We start from the raw sequence: 24758 nt of genomic DNA on the forward strand, positions 1-24758 counted from the left end.
GATGCGGCTCGTACGACGACAGCCACCGCCGTGCGGTGACGACAGGGCATGCGGCGGCCGGCAGCCGACCTGGAGGGTGGAAGGCTCCCGTGGCAGTGCCACGGCGAGGAGGAGACGACACTCCACACCGGTGTGGGAGCGCTCCCGATCAGGAAGTCTCGCCGACGATGAAACATGTGTCAACAACGTGTGTCGGCCACCGATGACCTGCTAGGACGTGACTGCCCGGTGCGACACCGGTAGTCCGGATTCGGGTCGTCCGGGCCGGGCGGTCAGGAGGAGAGCGCGGGAAGCCCGATCGGGTTGTCCCGGGGGATGACCGTGTGGCAGGCACGCGCGACCGGAACCAGCAGCTCGCGGAGCCGTTGTGTGCCGTCCGGGCCGAGGGCCAGCCAGGGGCGGGCGGCGGCCAGGTCGGTCGCGTCCTCGACCGCCCGCAGGCCGGTGCGCCCCGCCTCGGTGGGGGCGCCCTCGTCGGTCAGCCACCCCCGGTCGACCAGCCGGGCCCGCGCCCGCGCCCACTCGTCCCCGGTCCAGCCCCGGCCGAGCAGGTATTCCTCCGGCAGGTTGACGGCGACCCGGAACGCCAACGTCTCGATCGGGTCCAGACCGGCGGCGACCAGCGCGGCCACATGCCCGTCCCCGCGGTGTTCGCGCAGCGTGGTGGCCGCCTGCCAGAGCCGGGCCAGCGGGTAGTCGCCGCGCGGCAGGGCGGCGTTGGCCGCGCCGAGCACCCGGCCGGCGGTGTCCGCCCCGACGGCCGCGGCCTCCAGCAGCGTGGCCGCCTCGGCCAGGTGCGCCTCGGGAAGTTCGTAGGTGAGCTCGGCGAGCGCCTGCACGGCCCCGGTGAGCCGGGCGCGCAACGCCTCCTCGGGGGCGGCGAGCTGCCACACCGCCGGCAGCGCCCGGCTCACCATCGGCGGGGCGAAGGTGAAGAAGGCGGCGGTCACCGGGGCGGCGTCGACCGGCCCCAGCGGGGCGGTCCGGCCCGCGAAGTAACCCCGCCAGTAGCCGCGCAGCCCGATCGCCTCGTAGGCGGCGCGGGCCCGGGGATGGAAGTAGGTGATCGCGTGCAGGGGTTCGACGTGCGTCCACATCAACCGGGCGGTCCGCCCGGGGTCGTCCAGCGGCGGCACGCGCACCTCCGGGTCGGTGGGGGTCACCGTGGCGCGGACCGGCCGCTCACGGTGACCCCGAACCTACTGCCGGTGGGTGCCGGCCGGAAGACCCGTGTGGTCTACTGCACCGCCAGCACGTCGACGATGAACCGCAGCGGGCCGGAAGGCGCGCCGGGACGCTGCGGCGTGTCGCCGTACGCCAGGTCGGCGGGGATGTCGAGCTGGACCCGGCTGCCCACGGTCTGACCCTGCATGCCCTGGTCCCAGCCGGGGATGACGTTGCCCTGGCCGAGGCCGAAGGTGAACGGCTCGGACCGCTTCCAGGAGGCGTCGAACTCCTCACCGGTCTTGTACGACACACCCACGTAGTTCACGGTGATCTGCTGGCCGGCCTGGGCGGCCGGGCCGGTGCCCCGGATCAGCGGGGTGGCCTTGAGCCCGGTGAGCTCGCCCTCGCCCTTGGTGGCCTGCGGCTTGGTGCACAGCGCCTGGTCGGCCCCGTCGGGCAGCTTGGGGAAGTCACCCGTGCAGCCGGCCGGTGCCGCCGCCGGCTTCGGGTCGTCCTTCTCGCCGTTGCGGACCACCACGAACACCCCGACGATCACCGCGATGACGGCCACGCCGGCGACGGCGCCCAGCCACGCCTGGCGGCGCTTGCGCTTCTCGGCGGCCTTCTGCGCCGCCAACTGGGCGGCGAGTCGCCGCTGTGCCTTCGTCTCCGGGGCCTGACCCTGGCCCGCCGAACGGTTCTCCGTACGCTCGCTCACGTCCTCGACTCCCTGCTGATGTGGGTGGCCGGCCCGGCGACCCGGTTCCGTGGCCAGCGCACACGGTACCCGGATCGATGCCGAGGGTGGGCCGTCGCCCGCCCGTGGTGTCCCCGAACGGGCCGGGTCGTGCCGGCACATGCCGTTCTTTCCGGGTGCCGGGAGCCGACCGGCGGTAGGTTCTCGACCATGGCGATCCTCACCGACGACGACAAGGCCCTGCTCGCCGAGCCGCAGCTCGCCCACGTGGCGACCATCGAGGCGGACGGCACCCCGCACGTCACCCCGGTCTGGGTGGACGTCGACGGCGAGCACATCCTGTTCAACACCGCCAAGGGGCGGCAGAAATACCACAACATCGCCCGCAACCCGGTGGTCGCGGTCTCCGTGGTCGACCGGGCCGACGACTTCCGCACCCTCTGGGTGAAGGGCACCGCCGAGTTCGTCACCGAGGGTGCCGACGCGCACATCGACCGGCTGGCGAAGAAGTACCTCGGGCAGGACACCTATCCGTTCCGGCAGCCCGACGAGGAGCGGGTGATCGTCCGGATCACCCCCACCGAGAAGCTCGGCCGGGGCTGACCGACGCCCGACGCCCGGCGGACGGCCCACCGTCGCGCCGGGCGTCGGGCGGGTCCGCCGCTCAGGCGCTGCGGCGCGGGGCGGCCTTCTTCCCGGTGGTCTTCTTCGCAGGGGACTTGGTGGCCTTCTTCTCGGTGGCCTTCTTCGCGGCGGTCTTCTTCGCCGGCTCCGCCTTCGTGGCCGGGGTCTTCTTCGGGGTGGTCTTACCGGCGGTGGTCTTCTTCGCCGCCTGCTTGGCCGACCGGGCCGACGAGATCGGTGTCGGCTCGCCGGCCCCGGTCTCGCCCCGGGCCACCCGGGCCCGCTCCACGGACGCCTTCAGCGCCGCCATCAGGTCCACCGCGGCGGCCGGCGTCGCCTCCTCCTCCGCCGGTTGGACCACCTCACGGCCCTCCACCTTGGCGTCGATGACCTCCTGCAGCGCCGCCCGGTAGTCGTCGGTGAAGGCGTCCGGCCGGAACTCCCCGGCCATCGAGTCGATCAGCGAGGCGGCCATCGCCAGCTCCGGCGGGCGGACCTTGAGGTCCTCGTCGAGGAAACCGAAGTCGGGGGTACGCACCTCGTCGGGCCAGAGCATCGTGTTGAGCAGCAGCACCCCGTCACGGACCCGCAGGGTGGCCAACTGTTCCCGCTGGCGCAGCGCTACCTTGACGATCGCCACCCGCTCCGAGTCGGCCAGCGCGTCGCGCAGCAGCACGTACGGCTTGGTGGCGGTCCCCTCCGGCTCCAGGAAGTACGCCTTGTTGTAGAGGATCGGGTCGACCTGCTCGGCGGGGACGAACTCCAGCACGTCGATCGCCCGGGAACTGGTCAGCGGCAGGTCGGCGAAGTCGGCGTCGGTGAGGATCACCAGCTCGCCACCACCCAGGTCGTAGCCCTTGGCGATGTCGTCGTAGCTCACCTCCTCGCCGCAGACCGAGCAGGTGCGCTTGTAGCGGATCCGGCCGCCGTCGTCGCGGTGCACCTGGTGGAACCGGATGTCCTTCTCCTCGGTGGCCGAGTAGAGCTTCACCCCGATCGAGACCAGCCCGAACGACACGGCTCCCTTCCAGATCGCCCGCATCCCGATGCTCCTCTCCCCGACCTGACCAGGATCGCAAACGATCGAAGCCCCCGCACGTGCTTCCGTGCGCAACTACAGTCGGACAGGTGCCCGGCGCTCCGTTGAAGCCGATGCTCGCGATGACCGGGCCGCTCCCGGTGGGTGCCGGCTGGGCGTACGAGTTCAAGTGGGACGGGGTCCGCGCGCTCGCCGACCTGACAGGCGGCCATCCGCACCTGTTCGCCCGCTCCGGTGTGGAGATCACCGCCGCGTACCCGGAACTGGTGACGCTGGCCGAGCAGGTCGACGACGCGTTGCTCGACGGTGAGGTGGTCCTGTTCGACCCGGCCGGGCAGCCCTCGTTCACCGCCCTCGCCGAGCGGATGCACGTGCGGGAGCGGGCGAAGGCGGCCCGGCTGGCGGCGACCATCCCGGTCACGTACATGATCTTCGATGTGTTGCGGTTGCGGGGCGAGGATCTCACCGGGTGGCCGTACCACGAACGGCGGGCGGCGCTCGACGGCCTGGGGCTCGGCGCGGCCCGGTGGGCGGTGCCCCCCTGCTTCACCGACGGTGCCGCGACCTACCAGGCGGCCGGGGAACACGGCCTGGAGGGGGTGCTGGCCAAGCGGGCCGACTCGGTCTACCGGCCCGGGGTGCGTTCGCCGGACTGGGTCAAGGTCAAACTGGAGGTGACAGCCGACTTCGTGATCGGCGGCTGGCGGCCCGGCGCGCGCAGGATCGGTGGGCTGCTGGTCGGGGTGCCCGGCCCCGACGGTCGGCTCACCTACCGGGGGCGGGTCGGTGGCGGGATCGGCGCGGCCCTGGAACGGGACCTGCTGGGCCAGCTCGAACCGCTGCGCGCCGCCGGGTCGCCGTTCGCCGGGGACCTGCCGCGCGAGGACGCCCGGGGCGCGATCTGGGTGACCCCCCGGATCGTGGTGGAGGTCAGATACGGCCAGCGCACCCCGGACGGGCGGCTACGGTTCCCCCGGGTGCTGCGGCTGCGCCCCGACAAGCCGCCCGGGGAGGTGGAGGATGCCTGAGCGGGTGAAGGTGGAGGTGGACGGCCGGGCGTTGGAGCTGTCCAACCTGGACAAGGTGCTCTTTCCGGAGGCCGGCTTCACCAAGGGCGAGGTGATCGACTACTACACCCGGATCGCCCCGGTGCTGCTGCCGCACCTGGCCGACCGGGCGTTGACCAGGATCCGCTTCCCCAACGGCGTCACCGGCGGCTCGTTCTTCGAGAAGAACGCCCCGGCCGCCACCCCCGCCTGGGTACGCACCGAGACGCTGCCCGTGCCCGGGTCGAGCAAGGGTCGGGAGACCATCGACTACGTGGTCGCCGACGACCTGCCCACCCTGGTCTGGCTGGCGAATCTCGCCGCCCTCGAACTGCACACCCCGCAGTGGCGGATCGGCACCCACCCGGACCTGATGGTCGTCGACCTCGATCCCGGCCCGCCGGCGGGGTTGCCGCAGTGCTGCCGGGTGGCGGTCCTGCTGCGCGACCGGCTCGCCCTCGACGGGGTCACGGCGTACCCGAAGACCTCCGGCAAGAAGGGCATGCAGCTCTGCTGCCCGATCAGCGCCACCCAGGACGCCGACGTCGTCTCCGACTACGCGAAGCGGATCGCCCAGGAGTTGGAGCAGGAACACCCGAAGCTGGTCGTGTCGCGGATGGCGAAGAACCTGCGGCCCGGGAAGGTCTTCATCGACTGGAGTCAGAACAACGCGGCGAAGACGACAGTCGCGCCGTACTCGCTGCGGGCGCAGGCGGTGCCGGCGGTGTCCACCCCGCTGACCTGGGACGAGGTCGAGTCGGGGGCGGCGGGGAAACGGCCGGCGGCGAAGCCGTACACCGCCGGGGAGGTGCTGCGGCGGGTGGAGAAGTCCGGCGACCTGCTCGCCCCGCTGCTCGACGGCGGCCCGACGCTGCCCGCATGAGCCGAGTGACGTCCCGGCCGACTCGCGTGAGCTGCGGCGGGTCGGCCGGGACGTCGGGTCAGCGGACCCCGAAGACCTTCCGGTACGTGCCGAGGCGCAGCAGCACGGTCTCCCCGGTGGCGTCGAGTACGCCGTCGTTGTCGGTGATCGCGTAGACCTGACCGTCACCGCCGACGGTCAGCCCTTCCAGCTTCTCCTGGGTCCAGCCGTTGGTGGCCCGCAGCGCCGGCAGCACGTCGACGGCGAGGGTCTTGGGCAGCACCGTCAGCGGGCCGGCGGCGGCCGGACCGGTCGGCAGCGGCACCGTGTAGATCCGCTTGACGGCGGCGGCCGGCCCGTTGAGCTTGTCCCGTTCGATCACGGCGAGCCGGTCACCGACCACGGTGATCTCGGAGAGCCCGATCCAGTCACCGGGGACGGTGGTGCCCTCCAGCCGGTAGCCGAACCAGCTCCAACTGTCGGCGGCCACGTCGTACCGGCCGATCCGGACGACACCGGTCGGGTCGGTGGCCACCTCGCGCTGGAGCACCGCCCAGACGATCTCCCGGCCGTGCCGGTCGGTGCTCGCGGTGACCCCCTCGAAGCCCTGCTTGCCCAGCCCGGCGGCGATCTCCGCCGGCAGTGGCACGGTCTGCTCGGTACGCCCGTCCCCGTTCAGCCGGACCAGCCTGTTCTCGCTGCCCTTGGCGCCCTCGACGGCCAGCCAGAAACCGCCCTGCGGTCGGGCGGAGATCCCCTCTGTGTCGTATCCGACCGGCTTGCCGGCGGCATCGGTCACGGTCGTCGACCCGGTGATCACGGCCGGCGACTTCCGGGTGTCGACGCTCAGGATCTGGGTCGGGGTGTACGCGGCGTCGGTGACGGTGTAGAGCTGCTGTGGCTGGCCCGGCACGGCGGACAGCGCGCCGAGCGCCCCCCAGCCGATCGGCGCGCCCGAGGCGTCGTCGGCCGAGACGAAGCTCGGGAAGCCCGGCTTGTCCGCACCCAACCGGTAGAGCGACACCGAGGCGCGGACGCCCACCGAGGCGTCGTCGGTCTCGCTGGAGACCGCGAGCAGGTCCCGGGAGGGGATGGGGAGCAGCCCCTCCGGGCCGTTGGTGGCGGGCAGCACCTGGCGCAGCACCGGGGCGGTGGGCCGGGTGAGGTCGTAGACGGCGACGAAGTTGCTCCGTTCCGACCCGACGAACGCGTACCGCACGCCGTGGTACTCGGCGATCGCCACGCCCTCCGGCTCGGTGCCCTTCTTGGCGGCCCGGTCGTTGTTGTGCAACCCGTAGCGGACGGCCAGCCGTTCGAAGGTGTTGCCGGCGTCCCAGACCACCTGGCCGGTCCGGCTGTCGAAGACCGACCAGCCCCGGGTGCCGCCCCGCCAGTCACCCTCGTTGGCGGTGGCCAGGTAACGGTCGTTGATCCAGGCGACCGCGTCCGGCTCACGGGGGACGTCGGTGATCGAGCCGGTCAGGTCGATCCGGCCGTCCTTGACCGTGTCGATGCCGCTGACCGAGGCGGTGCCGGCGCTGAACGCCCGGGTGATCCGGCCGGTCGGCACGTCCACCAGCACGACGCCGTTGTTCTCCTGAAGGGTGACCGCGAGCTGGTTACGCCCGTTGATCGAGACGTACTCGGGTTCCGGGTCGGTGGGCTCGGTGATCCCGGCGGCGGCCAGCACCGGCAACGCCCGGCCGTCGGGCGCGGTCAATGCGACGGTACGCAGCTTCCACCGCTGCGGCGTCGTCTTCCCGTCGAGGTCGATGAGCTGGACGAAACCGGCGGGTGCCTGTGGCAGGTCACCCTTCTTGTGACCGGGTGGGGTGGCGTCCTCGTCCCGCTCGTTCTCGATGGCGATCGCCGCGTACCGCTCGTCGTGGCTGATCGCGATGGAATCGGGCTGCCCGCCGAGGTCGATGCTGCGCACCCGCTGCCGGGTGGCCAGCTCGATCACGTCGAGGCGGCCGGAGGGGGCGGTGTAGCTGGCGCTGGTGTTCACCACGACCAGCACCCACCGGCCGACGACCGCCACTGAGGTCGGCTCGTCCTCGGCGTCGCCCAACTGGGCCAGGGAGAGGGTGCCGAGGCCGCGCGGCTGGTCCGGCCGGCCGATGTCGAGGAAGCCGATCCGCCGGGCCGCCGCGTCGGTGTAGACCAGGGTACGGCCGTTCGGGCTGACCGCGGAGATCTCGGCGACCGTGGCGGTGGCCGGGTCCTCGCCTTCGGGCCGGTTCTGGAACACCGGGTAGGTGGCGGTGCGGTCGAAGTTGAGCTTCCGGTCCGGGTAACCCTGGGCGGCGACGGCGCTGCCGGGCACGGTCAGGGTGGCCACCGTCAGGCCGGTCACCACTGTCGAGGCGAACACTCTTCTCGCTGTCACTGCTCCTCCGAACGTTTCGATTCGGACGGAGGCTGGCAGGCGTGACCGAGCGCAGGTCGACCAGCGGGTTAACGGCCGGCGACGGGCCGGCGGTGAGCTGGCTCGCGGGCCTCGTCGTTTCGGCCGGTCTTCCCCGGTCAAGGCGGTGGCCGGGCGGGGCCGACCCGGTCGCCGATCGATGACGGTCCACCCGGCCACCACGCGGCAATGGGCTGACCGGGTCACCGCCCGATGACAGGCCGACCGGTTCACCGGTCGATGATGACGCCGTTCGCGTCGATGCCGTGGTCCCGCCAGTAGACGTCCCACTCGTCGTCGACGTGCTGCGGGACCTTGCCCTGCGGGTAGCGGACGTAGGGGGCGGTCGGCTCCTGGCCGTCGGGGAAGCAGGCGCTGCCGCCCTGCCCGCCCACCGCGATCGCCGGGTACTCGCCGTCGCTGCAGATGCTCTCCCGATAGCCGCAGCCGCTGGTCAACAGCAGCCCGCTCAGGCCCACTCCGGCAAGGATGATCATGACCCTCGTTCGCATGGGTCGAGTCTTGTCGCGGCGGGCGACGCTGTCATGCGCACGCGTACTCAACTCTTCCCGGATCGGTAGGGTGGGGCGTTTCGTCCGGACAGGAGGACCGATGGCTGCCCACCTCGCCGTCACCCCGTCGACCGATGCGCCCGAACAGGTCGACCTGCCACTGCTGACCTACTACGACGACGCGACGGGCGAGCGGACCGCGCTGACCGCGAGTCAGCTCGGTGGCTGGGCGGCGCGTACCGCCGGTCTGCTGCGCGACGGGTGCGGGCTGGGGCCGGGCAGCCGGGTCGCGGTGCTGCTGCCGCCGCACTGGCGTACCGCTGCGGTGTTGCTAGGGGCCTGGTCGGTGGGCATGGCGGTGTCGTTCCGGCCGCGCGCCACCGCCGGCCTGCCGGTCCTCGAACCGGGCGGCGATCTGGCGTACGACGCGGTGTTCGTCACCCCGGAACGCCTCGACGACTGGCTGGAGGACGTGCCCGACGGGGTGCACCGCTACCTCGTCGGCACCCGCCCCGGGGCGTTGACCGACGTGCCGGTGGGGTGGCTCGACTGGTCCGCCGAGGTGCTGCGGCACACCGACACCCCGCCCGACTACGGGGCCGTCCACCCCGCCGCCCCGGCCACCCCCGACGGCACGACCTACGCCGTCTGGGGACGCCTGGCGAAGGAGGTCGCCACCCAACTCGACCTGCGTCCCGGCGACCGCCTGCTGGTCGACGCCGCCGAACACGAGCAGCCGGTGAAGTGGCTGCTCGCCCCGCTGGCAGCCGGCGCCTCCGTGGTCATCTGCGCCAACCCCGACCCCACCAGATCGGCTGCCCGCATCTCCACCGAACACATAACCCGCACCCTCTAACCCCGCCCGCACCCGCCGCCGACCCCGTTTCCCCCGGTGATCAAGAGGTTTGCGTCAACTTTGATCTTCAGATTGACGCAAACCTCTTGATCACCGGGCCTGGGTCGGCCGCTGTCCCGGGGTCGACCCAGGGGATTGCTCGGCGGTTCGGTCAGCAGGTGGTGTTGCCGGCGGGGACCCAGCCGTCCAGGGACGGGTCCTCGGCACCGTGGCCGTAGATCCAGGTGTCGTTGTCCTCGGACCAGCCCTGGCCGTGCCAGCGGAACCCACGCCCGGCGGTCAGGGTGCGCAACACCTGGCCGTGCGGTGCCGTGCGCAGCCAGGTGTTCTGGGTGAGGTTGCAGAGGAAACCGGGCGCGTCGCTGGCCGAGGCCGGGGCGGCGGCCACGGCGGTCCCCGGGACGGCGACGACCGCGATCGTCAGGACGTGCAGAATTCGGCGCTTCACTCGGATCCCCTTCGACGTGCCGGTGTCAACTGTCGACTGTGGACACCGTACCCGCCGGGGGAGACGACCGCCTGTCGGGCGGGACGAGCCCCGGCTGGGCGAGTCGCGGAAACGCCGGCCGAATCGCTGACGTCATCAGCTCTAAAGGACGCACGAGGGACCACCCACCCCCCGCCGCACGCAGAACGAGAGGAGCGACGCAACCAGACCCGGGCGCGCGAGGGACCAGCGCACCCCCGACCGGCCGCAGTCGCCCCGCGCGTGGGGCACGCCTGCCGCGACCGGCTGCCGGCACCCCGCCGGCGCAGGTCAGTCGACCGTGGGGAGCCTCGGGCCGAGGACGTCGTCGGCGTCCACGATCGTGTACGCGTACCCCTGCTCGGCGAGGAAGCGCTGCCGGTGCGCGGCGTACTCGGTGTCGATGGTGTCCCGGGAGACCACCGTGTAGAAGTGCGCCTGCCGGCCGTCGGCCTTCGGCCGGAGCACCCGGCCCAGCCGCTGCGCCTCCTCCTGCCGGGAGCCGAACGTGCCGGACACCTGGATAGCCACCGCCGCCTCGGGCAGGTCGATGGAGAAGTTGCCGACCTTCGAGATGACCAGCGTGCGCAGTTCACCCGAGCGGAACGCGTCGAACAGCCGCTCCCGCTCCTTGTTGGTGGTGGAACCCTGGATGATCGGCGCGTCCAGGTACTCCCCGAGCTGGTGCAACTGGTCGATGTACGCCCCGATCACCAGCACCTGGTCGTCGGGGTGCCGGCCGACCAGCGCCTTCACCACCGGCAGCTTCGTCCGGGCGGTCGCCGCCATCCGGTAACGCTCCTCGGCCTCCGCCGTCGCGTACGACATCCGCTCCGCGTCGGTCAGGGTGACCCTGACCTCGGTGCACTCGGCCGGGGCGATCCAACCCTGCGACTCGATGTCCTTCCACGGCGCGTCGTACCGCTTGGGGCCGATCAGGCTGAACACGTCACCCTCCCGGCCGTCCTCGCGGACCAGGGTGGCGGTCAGGCCCAACCGGCGGCGGGCCTGGAGGTCGGCGGTGAACCGGAAGATCGGCGCGGGCAGCAGGTGCACCTCGTCATAGACGACCAGGCCCCAGTCGCGGGCCCCGAACAGGTCCAGGTGGGTGAACGCGCCGCCGCGCCGCGAGGTGAGCACCTGGTACGTGGCGATGGTGACCGGACGGATCTCCTTGCGCTCGCCGGAGTATTCCCCGATCTCCTCCTCGGTGAGCGAGGTACGGGCGATCAGCTCCCGCTTCCACTGCCGGCCGGCGACCGTGTTGGTGACCAGGATCAGCGTGGTCGCCTTCGCCTCGGCCATCGCCGCCGCGCCGACCATGGTCTTGCCCGCCCCGCACGGCAGCACCACCACCCCGGACCCGCCGGCCCAGAACGCCTCCGCCGCCTCCCGCTGGTACGACCGCAGCGTCCACGGCTTGCCACCGTCCTTGCCGGCCTCGGTCAGCTCGATCGGGTGCGCCTCACCGTCGACGTACCCGGCCAGGTCCTCCGCCGGCCAGCCCAGCTTGAGCAGCGCCTGCTTGAGTCGACCCCGCTCCGACGGGTGCACCCGGATCGTGTCGTCGTCGATCCTGTCGCCGAGCATGCCGGCGAGCTTCTTGCTCTTGGCGACCTCGATCAGCACCATCCGGTCCAGCCCCCGCAGCACCAGGCCGTACGCCGGGTCGTTGGCGAGCTGGAGCCGGCCGTACCGGTCCATCGTGTCGGCCACGTCGACCAGCAGGGCGTGCGGCACCGGATAGCGGGAGAACTTCAGCAGCGCGTCGACCACGGCCTCGGCGTCGTGGCCGGCGGCGCGGGCGTTCCACAGCCCCAACGGGGTGAGCCGGTAGGTGTGCACGTGCTCCGGGGAACGCTCCAACTCGGCGAAGGGGGCGATCGCCATCCGGCAGGACTGCGCGTCCGGGTGGTCGATCTCCAGCAGCAGCGTCTTGTCGGACTGCACGATCAGTGGTCCACCGCTCACGCCAGGTCCCCTCCTCGGCCGGATTCCCCGACCGGCGGCGAATCCCGCCGCAGGTCGACCATCCAGTGTTGCACGGGGGTGGGAGACTGCCAGAAAATCTTCGCAATGGGTGCAACGTTTCCCAGAGCGCACGCGTCTACCAGTGGGACGACCAACCCGGGGAGGCACACGATGCAGGTCCGCCACAGAGCCCGGGTCGTCGCCCTGGCCATGGTCATGCTGGTCGGCGCCGGTGGGTGTGCGTCCGTGCCGCAGGCCGATCCGGGTGGCACAGGAGGAGGGCTCGCCCCGGTCGGCAGTGCGGAACAGGTAACGGGGGCGGGTGCCTCCTCCCTGCCCGACCAGCTGACCGGGTCCGACACGAAGCCCCGGCCCCGGAAGAAGCCACAACCGGAGGTCCGCGCCACCAAGACCCCGAAGGCGTCGACCGGGCACCGGCCGCGCGTCCCGCAGAAGTCCAACCTGACCCGCTGCCAGCAGGGTGAACACCAGCGTGAGGTGGAGACGTACCTGGCCCGGCTGGGTGGGTTCGGCACCGTCACCGTGGACGGCCGGCAGACCGACGCCGACTGCGCCGCGATCAAGAAGTTCCAGCAGCGGTACGACATCCGCCCGGCCGAGGGTCGCGCCGGCCCGTTGACGCTCGACGTGGCGAAGCGACTGGCCACCACCGACGTCAAGCGCTGCTCCGCCGGCTCCGGCACCACCTTCTGTGTGGACCTGACCCGGCAGACCACCTGGGTGATGCGCGACGGCAAGGTCGTCGCCAAGCCCACCGTCACCCGGACCGGGATGGCCGGGTACGCCACCCCCGCCGGCACGTACAAGGTGAACCTGCGCAACCTGAAGGAATGGTCCAACCCGTACGAGGTGTGGCTGCCCTACTGGCAGCGCTTCAACGGCGGGATCGGCTTCCACGAGACCACCACCTACCTGCACAACGCGGGGATCGGCTCGCACGGTTGCGTCAACCTGCTGCACACCGACGCGGTGCGCTGGTGGGAACTGGGCAAGGTCGGCTCCCGGGTGGTCCTGGTCGGCCGCCGCCCCGGCACCTGAGCCGTCCGTCCCATCCGTCCCACCCTGCCCGTCTCGCCGTCGGCCCGTCGGTAGTTGTCCATAGGGGCCGGATCGGGGGTATTTCCCCCTGTCCGTCCTGGCGACCGGGTGCCACCCTGGAAGTCGGGGGCCGGACGGGGTGGGAGGGCTGGGATGACCGTCGATCACGAGATGATCGCCGAGGACGCGTCGAACGGCGACCGGGTGACACCGACCGACGAGGTGTCCACGGCCACCATGGTCGGGTACGCCGTCGCCGGGATCGCCGTCGTCGGCTGGTTCCTCTTCGGCTGGCTGGTGCAACGGCAGGGCTTCATCGACTCGGTCGGCGAGGCCGCCGGCACGGGGTTCGCCCTGCTGCTCATCGTCTCGGTCATCGGCACCGTACGCCGCAGCCGCCGCTGAGTCGCAACGACTGACGGGGCTGCCGAACGGTCACTCCTCCCGGACGGCCGCGGTGATCCGGTGCAGGGCGAAGGTGTGCAGCATCTCGGTCCGCTCGTCCTCGGCACGCAGGTAGCCGGCACCGATCGACACCGGGCGCAGCAGCCGGGACAGCGTCGCCCCGTGCGCGTCGACATAGCCGACCCAGACCAGCGCCTTGTCCCGGACCGCCTGCTGGAGCACCGCCAGCGCCTCGGCGTGACCGTGCGCGGGCAGCGGGCCGGCCGCCGCGCGGGCCGCACCACCACGGACCACTGCCGGGGCCCGCCGGGCCGCCCGCGCCGCCGCCTCGCCCCGCCGGATCTGCTCCACCACACCGAGCAGCCGGGGCAGCGCCAACCGGGGCGTGGCCAGCGGGTCCACCGCCCGCCCGGTCAACGGCACCCGGGTCGGGGCCCGTCGCACCCGGGGCCGGGCCAGCACCGTCGTGCCGGTGGCGTCCTCCGGCACCGGGGCGTACCCGGCGTCACGCAGCGCGGTCAGCATCCGCCCCACCTGGTACGGGGTGCACAGCACCGTCGGGGCCAGCCGGCGGAACGCCAACGCCGTCAACCGCCGGTCGGCCAGCACCTCCGCGAGCAGCGCCTCGTCGTCGCTGCGCACGTACCCGCCGGCGGAGCCGACCCGCAGCCCACCGTGCTGACGGGCCACGTCGTCCACCAGATAGGTCAACCCCTGTGGGATCGGGGTCCGCGACCGCCGCCGGAACAGGTCGTGCAGGTCGTCGGCCGTATAGCCGGAGTCCAGGGCCCGCCGGACGCTGGCCGTGGTGACCCGGTGCACGCTGGCCCCACCCGCCGACTCCGGCTCGGTCACCGTCTCCAGTTCGGCGGCCAACGTCGGATCGGGTGGGCCGGGCACCACCACGCTCAGGTCGGCCTGCACCAGGAAATGGTCGACCGGGGCGGGGAGCAGGGCATCCAGCGCCCGGACCGTGCCCGACGAGTCACCACCGTCGGTGTCGGCACGCAACCCCAGCGGGTCGTCGCCACCCCGCTCGTCGGTGTCCGTCACATCGGCGAGCAGCAGCCGCCCGTACGCGGTGAGCGCGCCGAGGCCGGTCACCCCCAGCCGGGCCGCCTCGGTCAGCACCTCCCGGTGCGCGGCCTCCCGACCCCGGCTGCGCCGGGGGGCCCGCCAGTCGAGCAGCGCCAGCACCTCCTCGGCGGTCGGGGCGGTGGCCGGTTCCAGCTCGGCCAGCACCCCGAGCACCGCCCGGCGGGCGGCCGGCGCACCGGCCCGCTCCGCCTCGGCGGAGAGCACGCTGATCGGCCGGTCCCGGTCGTCACGCTGCCCCACCAGACCTGCCTGCCGGCTCATCGTCAACCAGGCGCGGGCCAACTGCTCCCAGCGGTGGGCCAGCGACACCGCCCGCCACACCTCGTACGCGCCGGTGGGCAGCACCTGCTGTTCGCCGCCGTACCGGCTGGCGGCGGCGGGCAGGTCCAGCTCACCGAGGAGACCTGCCGCGTACGCCACCTCGACCAGCAGCGCGGTCGTCGACTCGTCCAGGGAGACCGTACGGGCCAGCCGGCGCAGGTCGCGTACCCCGATCCCGCCGGAACGCAGCACCGGTGCCGGCTCGGCGGTCAGCGCCTCCAGCAGCGCCTCGGTGTGCCGTACCACCTCCATGGTCTGCCCGACCCCGGCGGAGTCGACGGCCTTGGCTTCCCGCGGCGGCGCCGCGACCGGCGGCGGGTCGATCCGCAGCGGCCCGAGCGGGCCGGTGTCCCGGCGCAGCAGCAGCCCCACCTCGCGGGGCAGCTCGACCGTCCCGGCGGAGACCGCCACCAGCAGCCGGGCCTCGACCAGCCAGCGCACCGGCGACCCGGTCGGGGCGCCACCGTTGGTCGGGTCGGGCGGCACGTCGTCCTCCGCGCCGAGCGCCGGCGCCTGCAGCGATCCGGGCGGCACGCTGCCGACCGGTGGACCGGCGGCGAGCCGGTCCAGGATCGCCCGCGCCGACGGGGGCGCGGCGAGCAGCGTACGGCGCAGTTTCGCGGCGTCCGCGCAGAGCGCCGCCGCCCGCAGGTCCAGCTCCTCGGCCGGCCGGCCCAGGCCCGCCGGGTACGGGGCGAGCTCGTCGACGCTGCCGGTGACCTGGAGCGCCTGCTCCGGGCCGTACAGCAGGAACCGGGCGCGGAGCCGGTCGAGCGCGCCACGGACCGTGGCCGGGGCGGGCGGGTGCGGCCCGGCGGCGGCCAGGGCGAGGACCGCCTCGGTGGAGGTGGTGCCGTCCGAGGCGTGCCGGGTCAACCGGGCGGCGTCGAGGATCTGGAGGGTGAACTGGTCCAGCCCGTCGAGGGCACGGGCGACCGACACCCGCGACTCGGCCCGCAGGGCGAGCGCGGAGACGTCGGCCGGCACCGGCACGACGAGGTCGGGCCGCAACTGGAGCAGTGCGGCGAGCGCCTCGTCGGGCAGCGCGCGCAGCTGGTCGGCGAGTGAGGTGGTCATCGTCGTTCCACGCTAGCCCGCTGCCGCCCGATCCCGCCGCCCGGACGTCCGGCTCGGGCGACCTGTCCGGGTACCTTCGCAGCATGTCCGCGCTGATGGTCGGGTTCGACCTCGACATGACCCTGATCGACTCCCGCCCCGGCATCGCCGCCGCCTACCGGGAGCTCACCGCCCGTACGGGGGTGCCGGTCGACGCGGAGCTGGCGGTGTCCCGGCTCGGCCCGCCGCTGCGCACCGAACTCGCCCACTGGTTCCCGGCCGAACGGGTCGAGGAGGCGGTGACGCTCTACCGGGAGCTGTACCCCGCGTACGCGATCACCCCGTCGGTACCGATGCCCGGCGCCCGGGAGGCGGTCGACGCGGTGCACGCGCACGGCGGCCGGGTGATGGTCGTCACCTCCAAGATCGGCCGGTTGGCCCGGCTGCACCTGGACCACCTCGGGCTGGCGGTCGACGAGTTGGCCGGCGACCTCTTCGCCGAGCAGAAGGCGACCTCGTTACGGGAGCACGGGGCCGCGCTCTACGTCGGTGACCACGTGGCGGACATGGTGGCGGCCGGGGCGGCAGGCATCCCGGGCGTGGGCGTGGCCACCGGCCCCTGCCCGGCGGACGAACTGCGCGCGGCCGGTGCACAGGTGGTGCTCGACGACCTCACCGGATTCCCGGCGGCGCTCGACCGGATCATCGGGCTAGCCTTGGAGCAGTAGACGTATCGAGTGAAGCAGGGGTCTCCAAGGTGCCGACGGGGCGAGTGAAGTGGTATGACGCGGCCAAGGGATACGGGTTCGTCACCAGTGACGAGGGTGGCGACGTGTTCCTGCCGAAGGGCGCGCTGCCGGCAGGTGTCACCGACCTCAAGGGTGGGCAACGGGTCGACTTCAGCGTGGTGGACAGCCGGCGCGGCGCCCAGGCGATGGGGGTCAAGCTGCTGGACGCGCCGCCGTCCATGGCCGAGCTGCGCCGTCGGCCGGCCGAGGAACTGCACGGCCTGGTCGAAGACATGATCAAGGTGCTGGAGGCGAAGGTCCAGCCGGATCTGCGCCGGGGCCGGTTCCCCGACAAGAAGACCGCGCAGAAGATCGCTCAGCTGGTCCACGCGGTGGCCCGCGAGCTGGAGGTCTGAGGCACCAGCCCGGCGTCGGCGGCCCGGCCCAGCAGCGCCTCCACGGCGGCGAACCCCGCGTCCCCCAGGTCTGCGGTGAACTCGTTGACGTAGAGGCCGATGTGCCGGTCCACCACGTCGGGCTCCATCTCCTGCGCGTGCGCGAGCACGTACTCCCGGCTGGCCGCAGGGTCCGCCCACGCCTGGCGTACCGATTCGCGGATCCAGCCGGCGGCGGCCACCGGGTCGACCGCGCCCTTGCGGGCCAGGATCGCCCCGAGCGGGATGGGCAGGCCCGTGTCGGACTCCCACCACTCACCCAGGTCCACCAGCGCGGTCAGCCCGTGCCGGTGGTAGGTGAACCGGGCCTCGTGGATCACCAGCCCGGCGTCGTACCGACCGGCTGCGACGCCCGGCATGATCTCGTGGAACGGCACGATTTCGATGCGGGCCGGCGGCTGCCCGGCCGACCAGAGCCGGAACAGCAGGTACGCAGTGGTCCGGTCACCGGGCACCGCCACCGTGGCCCCGCCCAGGTCGACCCGGTCGGCGTCGGCACGGGTGAGCACGAGGGGGCCGCAGCCACGGCCGAGCGCACCGCCGCAGGGCAGCAGGTGATAGTCGTCGAGCAGCCAGGGGAGCGCGGCGTAGCTGACCTTCACCAGATCGAAGGCGCCGCGTTCGGCGGCGGTGTTGGTGACGTCGACATCGGCGAAGGTCACCTCGACCGGTGGCGCGCCCGGTACCCGGCCGTGCACCAGTGCGTCGAAGACGAACGTGTCGTTGGGGCAGGGCGAGATCGCCAGGGAGAGCGCCACGACCCCACGGTAACCCGGCCCTCTGCCGACGACATCCACACCGTCTGCGGCGATCGGTGGCGGCCAGCGGTGGGCGGTGGGCGGCGCACCGTGAGCGGCGGGCGGCGGGCGGCGGGCGGTGAGCGGTGAGCGGGCCGCTTAATGTCTGCTCCGTCCCCCTTCCGCGCGTCGCCCGGGATCGAGATCCGGGCAGCCCTGGGCGGGCGAGGAGTACTCCTACGCGTCCTTTCGATCTGACGACGTCAGCGATTCAGAAGCCGGCTCGCGCGTCTGGGCATCCGCCCCGCTGGGTGGTTGGCTTCCCGGTGGTCCGGTGGTCCGGTGGTCCGGTGGTCCGGGTGATTCGGTGGTCCGGGTGATTCGGTGAGGTCATCAGCTCGAAAGGACGCGACCTCGATAGTTTGTCCCCAGCTCCAGCGGGTTTCCACAGGGTTATCCACAGCCCCGGGTGGGGCTGTTGAAACCGTGTCGACGCAACGGGAGCATGGCGGGGTGACGAGGGAGGAAGCCCCGCTGGCCGACCTGGGCCGGACGGTTCGGGCACTGCGCCGCGAGGCCGACCTGAGCCAGCGGGAGCTGGCCCGGCGTTCAGGGGTGCCCCAGGCGACCATTGCCCGGATCGAGTCCGGCAGGGCGACCGACCCACGGTTCCACACGGTCGAGCGACTGGTGCGGGCGGTCGGTGGGACCCTGAGGGTCGCACTGCCGGGCAGGCCAGCGTCGACGGCGGGCCCGACCACGATCCCGACCGCTGCCCCGACCGCCGCCCCGAACGCAGCCCCGAACGAAGTCTCGAACGAAGTCTCGATCACGGCGTCGGCCACCGAGGTGACCTGCTCGCTCCCGCCGGTGCCGCACGATGATCTGCGGGACACCGCCGGGCGGCGCTATCCGGCCCACCTCGACGTCTGGCCGGTGCGGGAGCCGAAGGACTGGCCGGGTGCCTGGTGGGCGGACTGGTACAACCTGCCGCCCCCGCTCTGGCCGCTGCGGTTGCCGCCGGCGGCGTACGAACGGAACCGGGGGTACCGGGACCGGCGGCGGGCGGCGGAGCGGGTGCGTCGGGACACCAGGGTCCGGTGGGTGGAGGGTGACGGGCGGCCGGCGACGGCCTGGCGGTTCGTGGCCGAGTTGCCCGACGGCACCCTCCTGGGGGAGCTGCGCGCCCACGAGCGTGACCTGCGCCTGGCCCATGGGGACGACTGGGACTGGCCGCGTGAACTCGTACTCGACGGGGTGCTGGTCGCGGCCGGGCACCGCCGGATCGGCATCGGTGCCCGGCTGATGGTGGCCATGGCGCAGCGGATGGACGAGACGGGCATCGGCCTGGTCCACACGGTGGTCGAGAACCACATCGCCATCCGCTTCCTGTCGGCCTGCGGTTTCCGGGTCGCGTCCGCTCGTCCCCTCGCCATGACCCTGGAACGCCCGGCCGGCCCCGCGCCCCGGCCATCCCGTCCGCCATAGCCCGCCCCCTCGGCCATAGCCCGCCCCGACCGCCGTAGCCACCCGGCCGTCGCCCCGGGTGCGCCTCAGGACAGCGCGCGGGCCGCCTCGGTCAGGGCGGTGAACGCCTCCCGCATCCGCCACCCGTCGCGGTCCCGGGGACCGACCGGGTTCGAGACGGTACGCAGCTCGGCGAAGGGGAGGCCGGCCTGCGTGGCGGCGACCGCCACGGCGTACCCCTCCATGGCCTCGGCCACCGCGTCGGGGTGCCGGTCGGCGAGGATGGCGGTGCTCGCGGCGGTGCCGGTGACCGTGCTGACCGTCAGCACCGCCCCGACGACCGCCTGCGGGAGGGCGGAGCGCAACGCGTGAAGCAGCGCCGGGTCGACGTCGATGGTGGGGCCGCCGCCGAGCAGTTCCGGGGGCATGCCCAGTTCGTCGACGGGGATGAAGCCCGTCGGGGATTCGGCCCCGAGGTCAGCGGCGACGCTGCGGGAGGCGAGCACCGTGGCGCCGACCGGGGCGCGGCCGGCGAAACCGCCGGCGATCCCGGCGCTGACCACGGCTCGGTACGGGCGGCCGGCGGCCTCGGCCAGAGCCAGCATCCGGGCGGTGGTGGCGCCGGCCACGGCGGGGCCGACGCCCAGCGCCCGGACGGTGACCGTCGGGTCGGTCAGCCCGGCCCGGACGGCCTCCGCCTCGGCCGGCACGGCGGTCAGCACCAGCAGACCCGTCACGGCACCGACCCCGGCGACTGCCGCCGCTCGTCGTCGACGCCGCTGCCCGGGACGGCTGACGACGGCCGGTAGATGTGGTAGCCGGGCGGGGCCAGCCCGTCGCCGGAACGCCCGGGGTCGCCCGCTCCGCTCGGTGCCGGTGAGGTCGGTGCGGCACGGGCCGCCGCCTCGGCCGCCGCGTCGTCGGCGGCCCCGTCCGTACCGTCGCCCGGGTCGGTCGGGTCGGCGGGGTCGCGGCGGGCGCGGCGGGCGCGACGGGCCGCGGTGGCGGCATCGTCGGCCTGGTCCTGGGCGGCCAGTTCCTCGTCGGTCAGCGGCCGGCCGAGCAGCCGCTGGGCGCGGAGCCGACCGGCGACGACGACCCCCCGGACGGCGGCGAGGACACCCACCCCGGCGGCGACCGCGATGCCGATCCGGCCCTCGAACGGGACGAGACCGAGCCCGCCTCCGGCGACGAAGGCGAGCATCAGGACGGTTTCCGAGTGGGCGAAGGAACTGGCCCGCAGCCGTTCGGGAATCCGTTCCTGGATCGAGGCGTCGACGGCCAGCTTGGCTATCCCGCTGGACAGGGCGGCGACCAGGCAGAACAGCGCCACCATGGGCAGTGAGAACTTCAACACGGTCAGGATGCCCACCCCGGCCACGATGATCATCGTGCTGGACTGGATCGCCGCCGGCCGGTGGATGCGCAGCCGGGTGCCGACCGCGGTGGCCAGGAAACCGCCGACCGCCAGCGCGCCACCGATCAGACCCAGCGCCGCCTGGTCGTTGAGCTCCCGGCCGAACAGGTCGTTGGTCAGGTCTCCCTTCTTCAGCGCGAACGCCAGGAAGAGCAGGAGGAAGCCGTAGAGCGCGCGGAGCCCTGCCGCCCCGATCAGGGTGGCGATCACCAGCCGGCCCGCCGGCCGCCCCCGGCCCAGCGGACGGTCGCCCTTGCGGCGCAGTGCCCGCAGCGGCCGGGGCACCCGCTCGGGCGGCTCCGAGTCCGCCCGGGGTGGCAGCCGCAGCGCGATCACCATGCCGACCAGGAAGATGACCGAGGCGACCCGCAGCGGCCACTGCGGCCCCAACCAGAACGCCGCCAGTCCCAGCGGGGCCACCAGTGCCCCGGCCACCGTGCCGTAGACGCTGGCCCGCGCCCCCACCTGGGACAACCCGAGCCCTTCGGGCAGCAACCGGGGTACGGCGGCGGAGCGGGCCACCCCGTAGGCCCGGGAGAGCGCCAGCACGCCGAACGCCGCCGGATAGAGCCCGAGGCTGCCGAGGTAGTCGGAGATCAGCCAGGCGAGGAAGGCCCGGCCGAGCATGGTGGTGGCGAGAGCGTACCGGCGGCCGTGTCGGAAGTGGTCGAGCAGCGGGCCGACCACGGGAGCCAGCATGGCGAACGGCACCATCGTGACCAGCAGGTAGAGCGCGACCTTGCTGCGGGCCTCGCCGAGCGGGACGTCGAAGAAGATGGTCCCGGCCAGCCCGATGGCGATCAACGTGTCGCCGGCGCAGGAGACGGCGTGCAGGTCGAACAGGCGGACCATGCCGGCCTCGCCGCCGGCACCCCGGGCGCGGGCCGAGCCGGCGCGGCGGGTCACCCAGCGTCCGCCGCTGACCGAGCTGCGCAGCAGCAGGCGGGTGGCACGGATGCCGGTGCCGACGGTCCGTCCCAGTACGGACGACCCGGAGCGGGAGAACAGCGGCATGTGCACCATCCTTGCCCATCTGCTCCAGGTACGCCGCACCACGGGGAAGACTCACTCGGGGAGTGCCTGTCGGTGCGCGGCGCGCATGGGGAACAATGGTCGGGTGACCAGGCCCGCTCCCGCCCGTGCCGCCCGCCTCGACCAGGTCTGCGCCGCTGCCGTCGAGGTGGCCCGCGACGCCATCACCGAGGTGGAGCCCACCGACGTCGGCGACCACCTGCGGGCCGTCGCCGAGGGCGACCGGGTCGTCACCCATTATTTCGAATGCCTGCTCGGTGGCTACCGGGGCTGGCGTTGGGCGGTGACGGTCACCCGGGTGCCGCGCAGCCGGCAGGTCACCGTCTGTGAGACGGTGCTGCTGCCCGGCTCCGACGCGCTGCTCGCGCCGGGCTGGCTGCCCTGGCAGGAACGGCTCCAGCCGGGTGACCTCGGCCCCGGTGACCTGCTGCCCACCCCGTCCGACGACGACCGGCTCGCCCCCGGCTACCTGCTCTCCGACGACCCGGCGGTCGAGGAGACCTCCTGGGAGCTGGGCCTGGGCCGCCCCCGGGTGCTGTCCCGGGAGGGCCGGGCCGAGGCGGCCCAACGCTGGTACGACGGCGACCATGGTCCGTCGGCGGCGATCTCCACCGCCGCCCCCGCGTCGGCCCGCTGCGGCACCTGCGGCTTCTACCTGCCGCTCGCCGGTGCGCTCCGGCTGGCGTTCGGGGCCTGCGGCAACTTCTACGCCCCGGACGACGGTCGGGTGGTCAGCGCCGACCACGGTTGCGGCGCGCACTCGGAGACCCTGGTGGAGACTCCCGAGCCGGCGATCGACGAGCTTCCGACGGTGTACGACGACAGCGCGGTCGAGTCGATGACGGTGGACGGCGCGTCCCCGGCCGACGGGCCGGCGCCTGTGGAGTCGCCCGACCCCGCCTGACCAGCTACCGGTCAGCCCCGGGGGTGGATTGCCGTCGGCGGCGGCGGTGGGCGTCGTGCCGCATCATCGTGGCCAGACCGGGAAAGCCCCACAGGAACCCGGCCAGGCAGGTCCAGAGCCAGTCCTGGTGACCGTGTTCGGTGAGCCAGTCACGGAAGAAGACCAGCAGGAACAGGCCGGCAACCGCCCAGGCGATCAGCCCGGCCACCGCGAACGGGACCATCGGCGGGTCGAGGGGCTCGGGTCGGGGTGGTTGCTCCTGCGGCACGGGCAGAAGCGTACCGCGAAGTACTTTCCCGGCCCGCCGCTGATCTGGGACGATGCGCGCGACAACGGTAGATCATTAGCGAGGACCTGATGGCCATTGCGCCGCCGGACAACGGCATTCCCTCTGATCCCGCTCAACCCCGGAACGGTTTCGACCGGTTCTTCGAGGTCTCCGCCCGTGGCTCGACGATGAGCCGCGAGGTACGCGGTGGCCTGGCGACCTTCTTCACGATGGCGTACATCGTGGTACTGAACCCGCTGATCCTGGGCGGGGCCGCCGACGGTGACGGCAAGAAGCTCTCGATTCCCGCCCTGGCCGCCGCGACCGCGCTGGTGGCGGGCCTGATGACGATCCTGATGGGGGTCGTCGGGCGGTTCCCGATGGCGTTGGCCGCCGGTCTGGGGGTGAACGCGCTCGTCGCGTTCGAGATCGCCCCGCAGATGACCTGGGCGGACGCGATGGGGCTGGTGGTGATCGAGGGTGTGCTCATTGCGATCCTCGTGCTCACCGGCCTGCGTACGGCGGTGTTCCGTTCGGTCCCGACGCAGCTCAAGACCGCGATCGGGGTCGGCATCGGGTTGTTCCTGACCATCATCGGCCTGGTCGACGCCGGTTTCGTCAGGCGGGTGCCGGACGCGGCGAACACCACCGTGCCGGTGGGGCTCGGCATCAACGGCAAGATCGTCAGCTGGCCGATGCTGGTCTTCGTGGTCGGCCTGCTGGTGACGCTGGTGCTGGTGGTGCGCCGGGTGCGCGGCGCGATCCTGATCGGCATCCTGGCCTCGACCGTGCTGGCGATCATCGTGGAGGCGGTCGCCAAGGTGGGTCCGTCGTTCGTCGACGGCAAGCCCAACCCGGACGGCTGGTCGTTGAACGTGCCGAAGCTGCCCGAGCGGATCGTGGACATCCCCGACCTGTCGTTGCTGGGCAACTTCAACGTGCTGGGCTCGTGGAGCCGGGCGGGTTGGTTGATCCCGCTGATGTTCGTCTTCACCCTGTTGATCACGGACTTCTTCGACACGATGGGCACGATGGTCGCGATCGGCCAGGAGGGGGACATGCTCGACGAGCAGGGCACCCCGCCCCGGGCGAAGGAGATCCTGCTGGTCGACTCGATCGCCGCGGCGGCGGGTGGCGCGGCGAGCGTCTCCAGCAACACGTCGTACATCGAGAGTGCCTCGGGGGTCGCGGAGGGTGCCCGGACCGGGGTGGCCAACCTGGTCGCCGGCGCCCTGTTCCTGCTGGCGATGTTCCTGTCGCCGCTGGCGACGGTGGTGCCGTTCGAGGCGGCCTCGACGGCGCTGGTGGTGGTCGGGTTCCTGATGATGACCGCGGTGCGGACCATCGACTGGACCGACTACGAGATCGCGATCCCGGCGTTCCTCACCATCACCCTGATGCCGTTCACCTACTCGATCTCCAACGGCATCGGCGCGGGCATCATCAGCTACGTGGTGCTCAAGCTGGCCAAGGGGAAGGCGCGGGAGGTCCATCCGCTGCTCTACGCGGTGGCGGTGCTCTTCGTGCTCTACTTCCTGCGTGGACCGATCGAGTCCGCGGTGCTGTAGTCCCGGCGTCGGTCTCCGGGCCGGGTGACCCGTCGGGGTTGCCCGGCCCGGGGCGGCGGCATTCCCCCTCGTGAGCATGGTCATATGGCATGTCATTAGCCAGGCTCATTAGTTAGGCTAACGACTGTGACGGAGCGGACGGTGACGGCGAACCGCGTGCCACCGGCGCAGCTGGCACCCCAGCTGCGTGATGCGATCACCCGACTCAACCGACGGGTCCGGCAGGCCCGCCCGGTCGGCGACCTGACGGTCACCCAGCTCTCCGCGCTCACCAGCCTCCGGCTGGCGGGCGCGCTGACGCCCCGGGAGCTGGCCGACGTCGAACGGGTCCAGCCACCGACGATGACCAAGATCGTCGCGAAGCTGGAGGAGCGCGGCCTGGTGCAGCGCACCCCCCACCCGACCGACGGCCGGCAGGTCATCCTGGCGGCCACCGAGTCAGGCCGGGCCGTGCTCGACCAGTTCGAACGGGCCCGCAACGAGTGGCTGGCCAGCCGGCTGGCCGCGCTCACGGAGGACGAACGCGACACGCTACGGCGGGCCGCCGAGATCCTCCAGCAGCTCGCCCGCGCCTGACGCCCCACCGGGTCCGCGCC

At 72.8% G+C, this 24758-nt stretch carries 24 protein-coding genes; 12 read left to right on the top strand and 12 right to left on the bottom strand.

Features of this window, described 5'->3' with window-relative positions; genetic code table 11:
• Positions 1-272 precede the first annotated feature (272 nt).
• Positions 273-1097, bottom strand: a complete 825-nt coding sequence (locus JQN84_RS14145; protein WP_204958973.1) for an SCO6745 family protein — start codon at positions 1095-1097, stop codon at positions 273-275.
• 140 nt (positions 1098-1237) lie between these two features.
• Positions 1238-1885, bottom strand: a complete 648-nt coding sequence (locus tag JQN84_RS14150) for an FKBP-type peptidyl-prolyl cis-trans isomerase (RefSeq protein WP_281901028.1) — start codon at positions 1883-1885, stop codon at positions 1238-1240.
• A 189-nt stretch (positions 1886-2074) separates the two neighbouring features.
• Here JQN84_RS14150 and JQN84_RS14155 point away from each other — a divergent pair, with 189 nt between their 5' ends.
• Positions 2075-2467 carry a PPOX class F420-dependent oxidoreductase gene (locus JQN84_RS14155; protein ID WP_204958795.1) on the top strand — a complete coding sequence of 131 codons (393 nt, stop codon included), beginning with the start codon at positions 2075-2077 and terminating at the stop codon, positions 2465-2467.
• 61 nt (positions 2468-2528) lie between these two features.
• Here the strand turns inward: JQN84_RS14155 and ku are convergent, their stop codons facing one another.
• A complete protein-coding gene (gene ku, locus JQN84_RS14160) occupies positions 2529-3530 on the bottom strand; it encodes a non-homologous end joining protein Ku (RefSeq protein WP_204958796.1) in 1002 nt (333 codons plus the stop codon).
• An 86-nt stretch (positions 3531-3616) separates the two neighbouring features.
• Between ku and ligD (JQN84_RS14165) the strand changes: the two genes are divergently transcribed.
• Positions 3617-4555: a non-homologous end-joining DNA ligase gene (gene ligD, locus JQN84_RS14165; RefSeq protein ID WP_204958797.1), complete on the top strand. Its 939-nt coding sequence runs from the start codon at positions 3617-3619 to the stop codon at positions 4553-4555.
• Positions 4548-5456, top strand: coding sequence for a non-homologous end-joining DNA ligase (ligD, locus tag JQN84_RS14170; protein WP_204958798.1), 909 nt, complete (start codon positions 4548-4550; stop codon positions 5454-5456). Before ligD (JQN84_RS14165) ends, ligD (JQN84_RS14170) begins: the two co-directional genes overlap by 8 nt.
• Positions 5457-5514: 58 nt before the next feature.
• Here the strand turns inward: ligD (JQN84_RS14170) and JQN84_RS14175 are convergent, their stop codons facing one another.
• Positions 5515-7824 (bottom strand): esterase-like activity of phytase family protein, encoded by a 2310-nt coding sequence (locus JQN84_RS14175; RefSeq protein WP_204958799.1) that lies wholly within the window; start codon positions 7822-7824, stop codon positions 5515-5517.
• Positions 7825-8072: 248 nt separating this feature from the next.
• A complete protein-coding gene (locus tag JQN84_RS14180; protein ID WP_204958800.1) occupies positions 8073-8354 on the bottom strand; it encodes an SCO0607 family lipoprotein in 282 nt (93 codons plus the stop codon).
• 100 nt (positions 8355-8454) lie between these two features.
• Between JQN84_RS14180 and JQN84_RS14185 the strand changes: the two genes are divergently transcribed.
• Positions 8455-9210: a TIGR03089 family protein gene (locus JQN84_RS14185; protein WP_204958801.1), complete on the top strand. Its 756-nt coding sequence runs from the start codon at positions 8455-8457 to the stop codon at positions 9208-9210.
• A 151-nt stretch (positions 9211-9361) separates the two neighbouring features.
• On the opposite strand, the gene JQN84_RS14190 is transcribed toward JQN84_RS14185, so the two are convergent.
• Entirely contained in the window at positions 9362-9658 is a 297-nt protein-coding gene (locus tag JQN84_RS14190; protein WP_204925850.1) for a hypothetical protein, read from the bottom strand.
• A 309-nt stretch (positions 9659-9967) separates the two neighbouring features.
• A complete protein-coding gene (locus JQN84_RS14195) occupies positions 9968-11647 on the bottom strand; it encodes a DNA repair helicase XPB (protein WP_204958802.1) in 1680 nt (559 codons plus the stop codon).
• 171 nt (positions 11648-11818) lie between these two features.
• Here JQN84_RS14195 and JQN84_RS14200 point away from each other — a divergent pair, with 171 nt between their 5' ends.
• Entirely contained in the window at positions 11819-12706 is an 888-nt protein-coding gene (locus JQN84_RS14200; protein WP_204958803.1) for a L,D-transpeptidase family protein, read from the top strand.
• Positions 12707-12859: 153 nt separating this feature from the next.
• On the top strand, positions 12860-13111 hold the full coding sequence (locus JQN84_RS14205) for a fatty acid desaturase family protein (RefSeq protein ID WP_204958804.1): 252 nt from the start codon (positions 12860-12862) through the stop codon (positions 13109-13111).
• 30 nt (positions 13112-13141) lie between these two features.
• Here JQN84_RS14205 and JQN84_RS14210 read toward each other — a convergent pair whose 3' ends face one another.
• Positions 13142-15607, bottom strand: coding sequence for a helicase-associated domain-containing protein (locus tag JQN84_RS14210; protein ID WP_204958805.1), 2466 nt, complete (start codon positions 15605-15607; stop codon positions 13142-13144).
• A gap of 83 nt (positions 15608-15690) precedes the next feature.
• On the opposite strand from JQN84_RS14210, the gene JQN84_RS14215 reads away from it, so the two are divergent.
• Together JQN84_RS14215 and JQN84_RS14220 are read left to right on the top strand one after the other, a co-directional pair.
• Complete coding sequence (locus JQN84_RS14215) at positions 15691-16314, top strand: HAD family hydrolase (RefSeq protein WP_204958806.1); 624 nt, start codon at positions 15691-15693, stop codon at positions 16312-16314.
• Between the two features lie 29 nt (positions 16315-16343).
• A complete protein-coding gene (locus JQN84_RS14220; RefSeq protein WP_088643517.1) occupies positions 16344-16730 on the top strand; it encodes a cold-shock protein in 387 nt (128 codons plus the stop codon).
• Here the strand turns inward: JQN84_RS14220 and JQN84_RS14225 are convergent.
• Positions 16691-17527, bottom strand: a complete 837-nt coding sequence (locus tag JQN84_RS14225; RefSeq protein WP_204958807.1) for a 1,4-dihydroxy-6-naphtoate synthase — start codon at positions 17525-17527, stop codon at positions 16691-16693. The two genes, JQN84_RS14220 and JQN84_RS14225, sit on opposite strands and share 40 nt — an antisense overlap.
• A gap of 492 nt (positions 17528-18019) precedes the next feature.
• Between JQN84_RS14225 and JQN84_RS32700 the strand changes: the two genes are divergently transcribed.
• Positions 18020-18994 carry a GNAT family N-acetyltransferase gene (locus JQN84_RS32700; RefSeq protein ID WP_504739425.1) on the top strand — a complete coding sequence of 325 codons (975 nt, stop codon included), beginning with the start codon at positions 18020-18022 and terminating at the stop codon, positions 18992-18994.
• A 65-nt stretch (positions 18995-19059) separates the two neighbouring features.
• Here the strand turns inward: JQN84_RS32700 and JQN84_RS14235 are convergent, their stop codons facing one another.
• Together JQN84_RS14235 and JQN84_RS14240 are read right to left on the bottom strand one after the other, a co-directional pair.
• The gene (locus JQN84_RS14235; protein ID WP_204958808.1) at positions 19060-19710 is read right to left on the bottom strand and encodes a futalosine hydrolase; all 651 of its coding nucleotides are present in this window, start codon (positions 19708-19710) and stop codon (positions 19060-19062) included.
• Positions 19707-21404: an MFS transporter gene (locus tag JQN84_RS14240; protein ID WP_204958809.1), complete on the bottom strand. Its 1698-nt coding sequence runs from the start codon at positions 21402-21404 to the stop codon at positions 19707-19709. Before JQN84_RS14240 ends, JQN84_RS14235 begins: the two co-directional genes overlap by 4 nt.
• Positions 21405-21489: 85 nt before the next feature.
• Between JQN84_RS14240 and JQN84_RS14245 the strand changes: the two genes are divergently transcribed.
• Positions 21490-22326, top strand: a complete 837-nt coding sequence (locus JQN84_RS14245; protein ID WP_204958810.1) for a DUF3027 domain-containing protein — start codon at positions 21490-21492, stop codon at positions 22324-22326.
• Between the two features lie 4 nt (positions 22327-22330).
• On the opposite strand, the gene JQN84_RS14250 is transcribed toward JQN84_RS14245, so the two are convergent.
• On the bottom strand, positions 22331-22594 hold the full coding sequence (locus tag JQN84_RS14250; protein WP_204958811.1) for a DUF2530 domain-containing protein: 264 nt from the start codon (positions 22592-22594) through the stop codon (positions 22331-22333).
• A gap of 89 nt (positions 22595-22683) precedes the next feature.
• Here JQN84_RS14250 and JQN84_RS14255 point away from each other — a divergent pair, with 89 nt between their 5' ends.
• Positions 22684-24162: an NCS2 family permease gene (locus JQN84_RS14255; RefSeq protein WP_204958812.1), complete on the top strand. Its 1479-nt coding sequence runs from the start codon at positions 22684-22686 to the stop codon at positions 24160-24162.
• A 126-nt stretch (positions 24163-24288) separates the two neighbouring features.
• Positions 24289-24738, top strand: a complete 450-nt coding sequence (locus JQN84_RS14260; RefSeq protein ID WP_204958813.1) for a MarR family winged helix-turn-helix transcriptional regulator — start codon at positions 24289-24291, stop codon at positions 24736-24738.
• The last annotated feature ends 20 nt before the right edge of the window (positions 24739-24758 follow it).

It is taken from the genome of Micromonospora humidisoli (assembly GCF_016900955.1).
Lineage (GTDB): Bacteria > Actinomycetota > Actinomycetes > Mycobacteriales > Micromonosporaceae > Micromonospora > Micromonospora wenchangensis.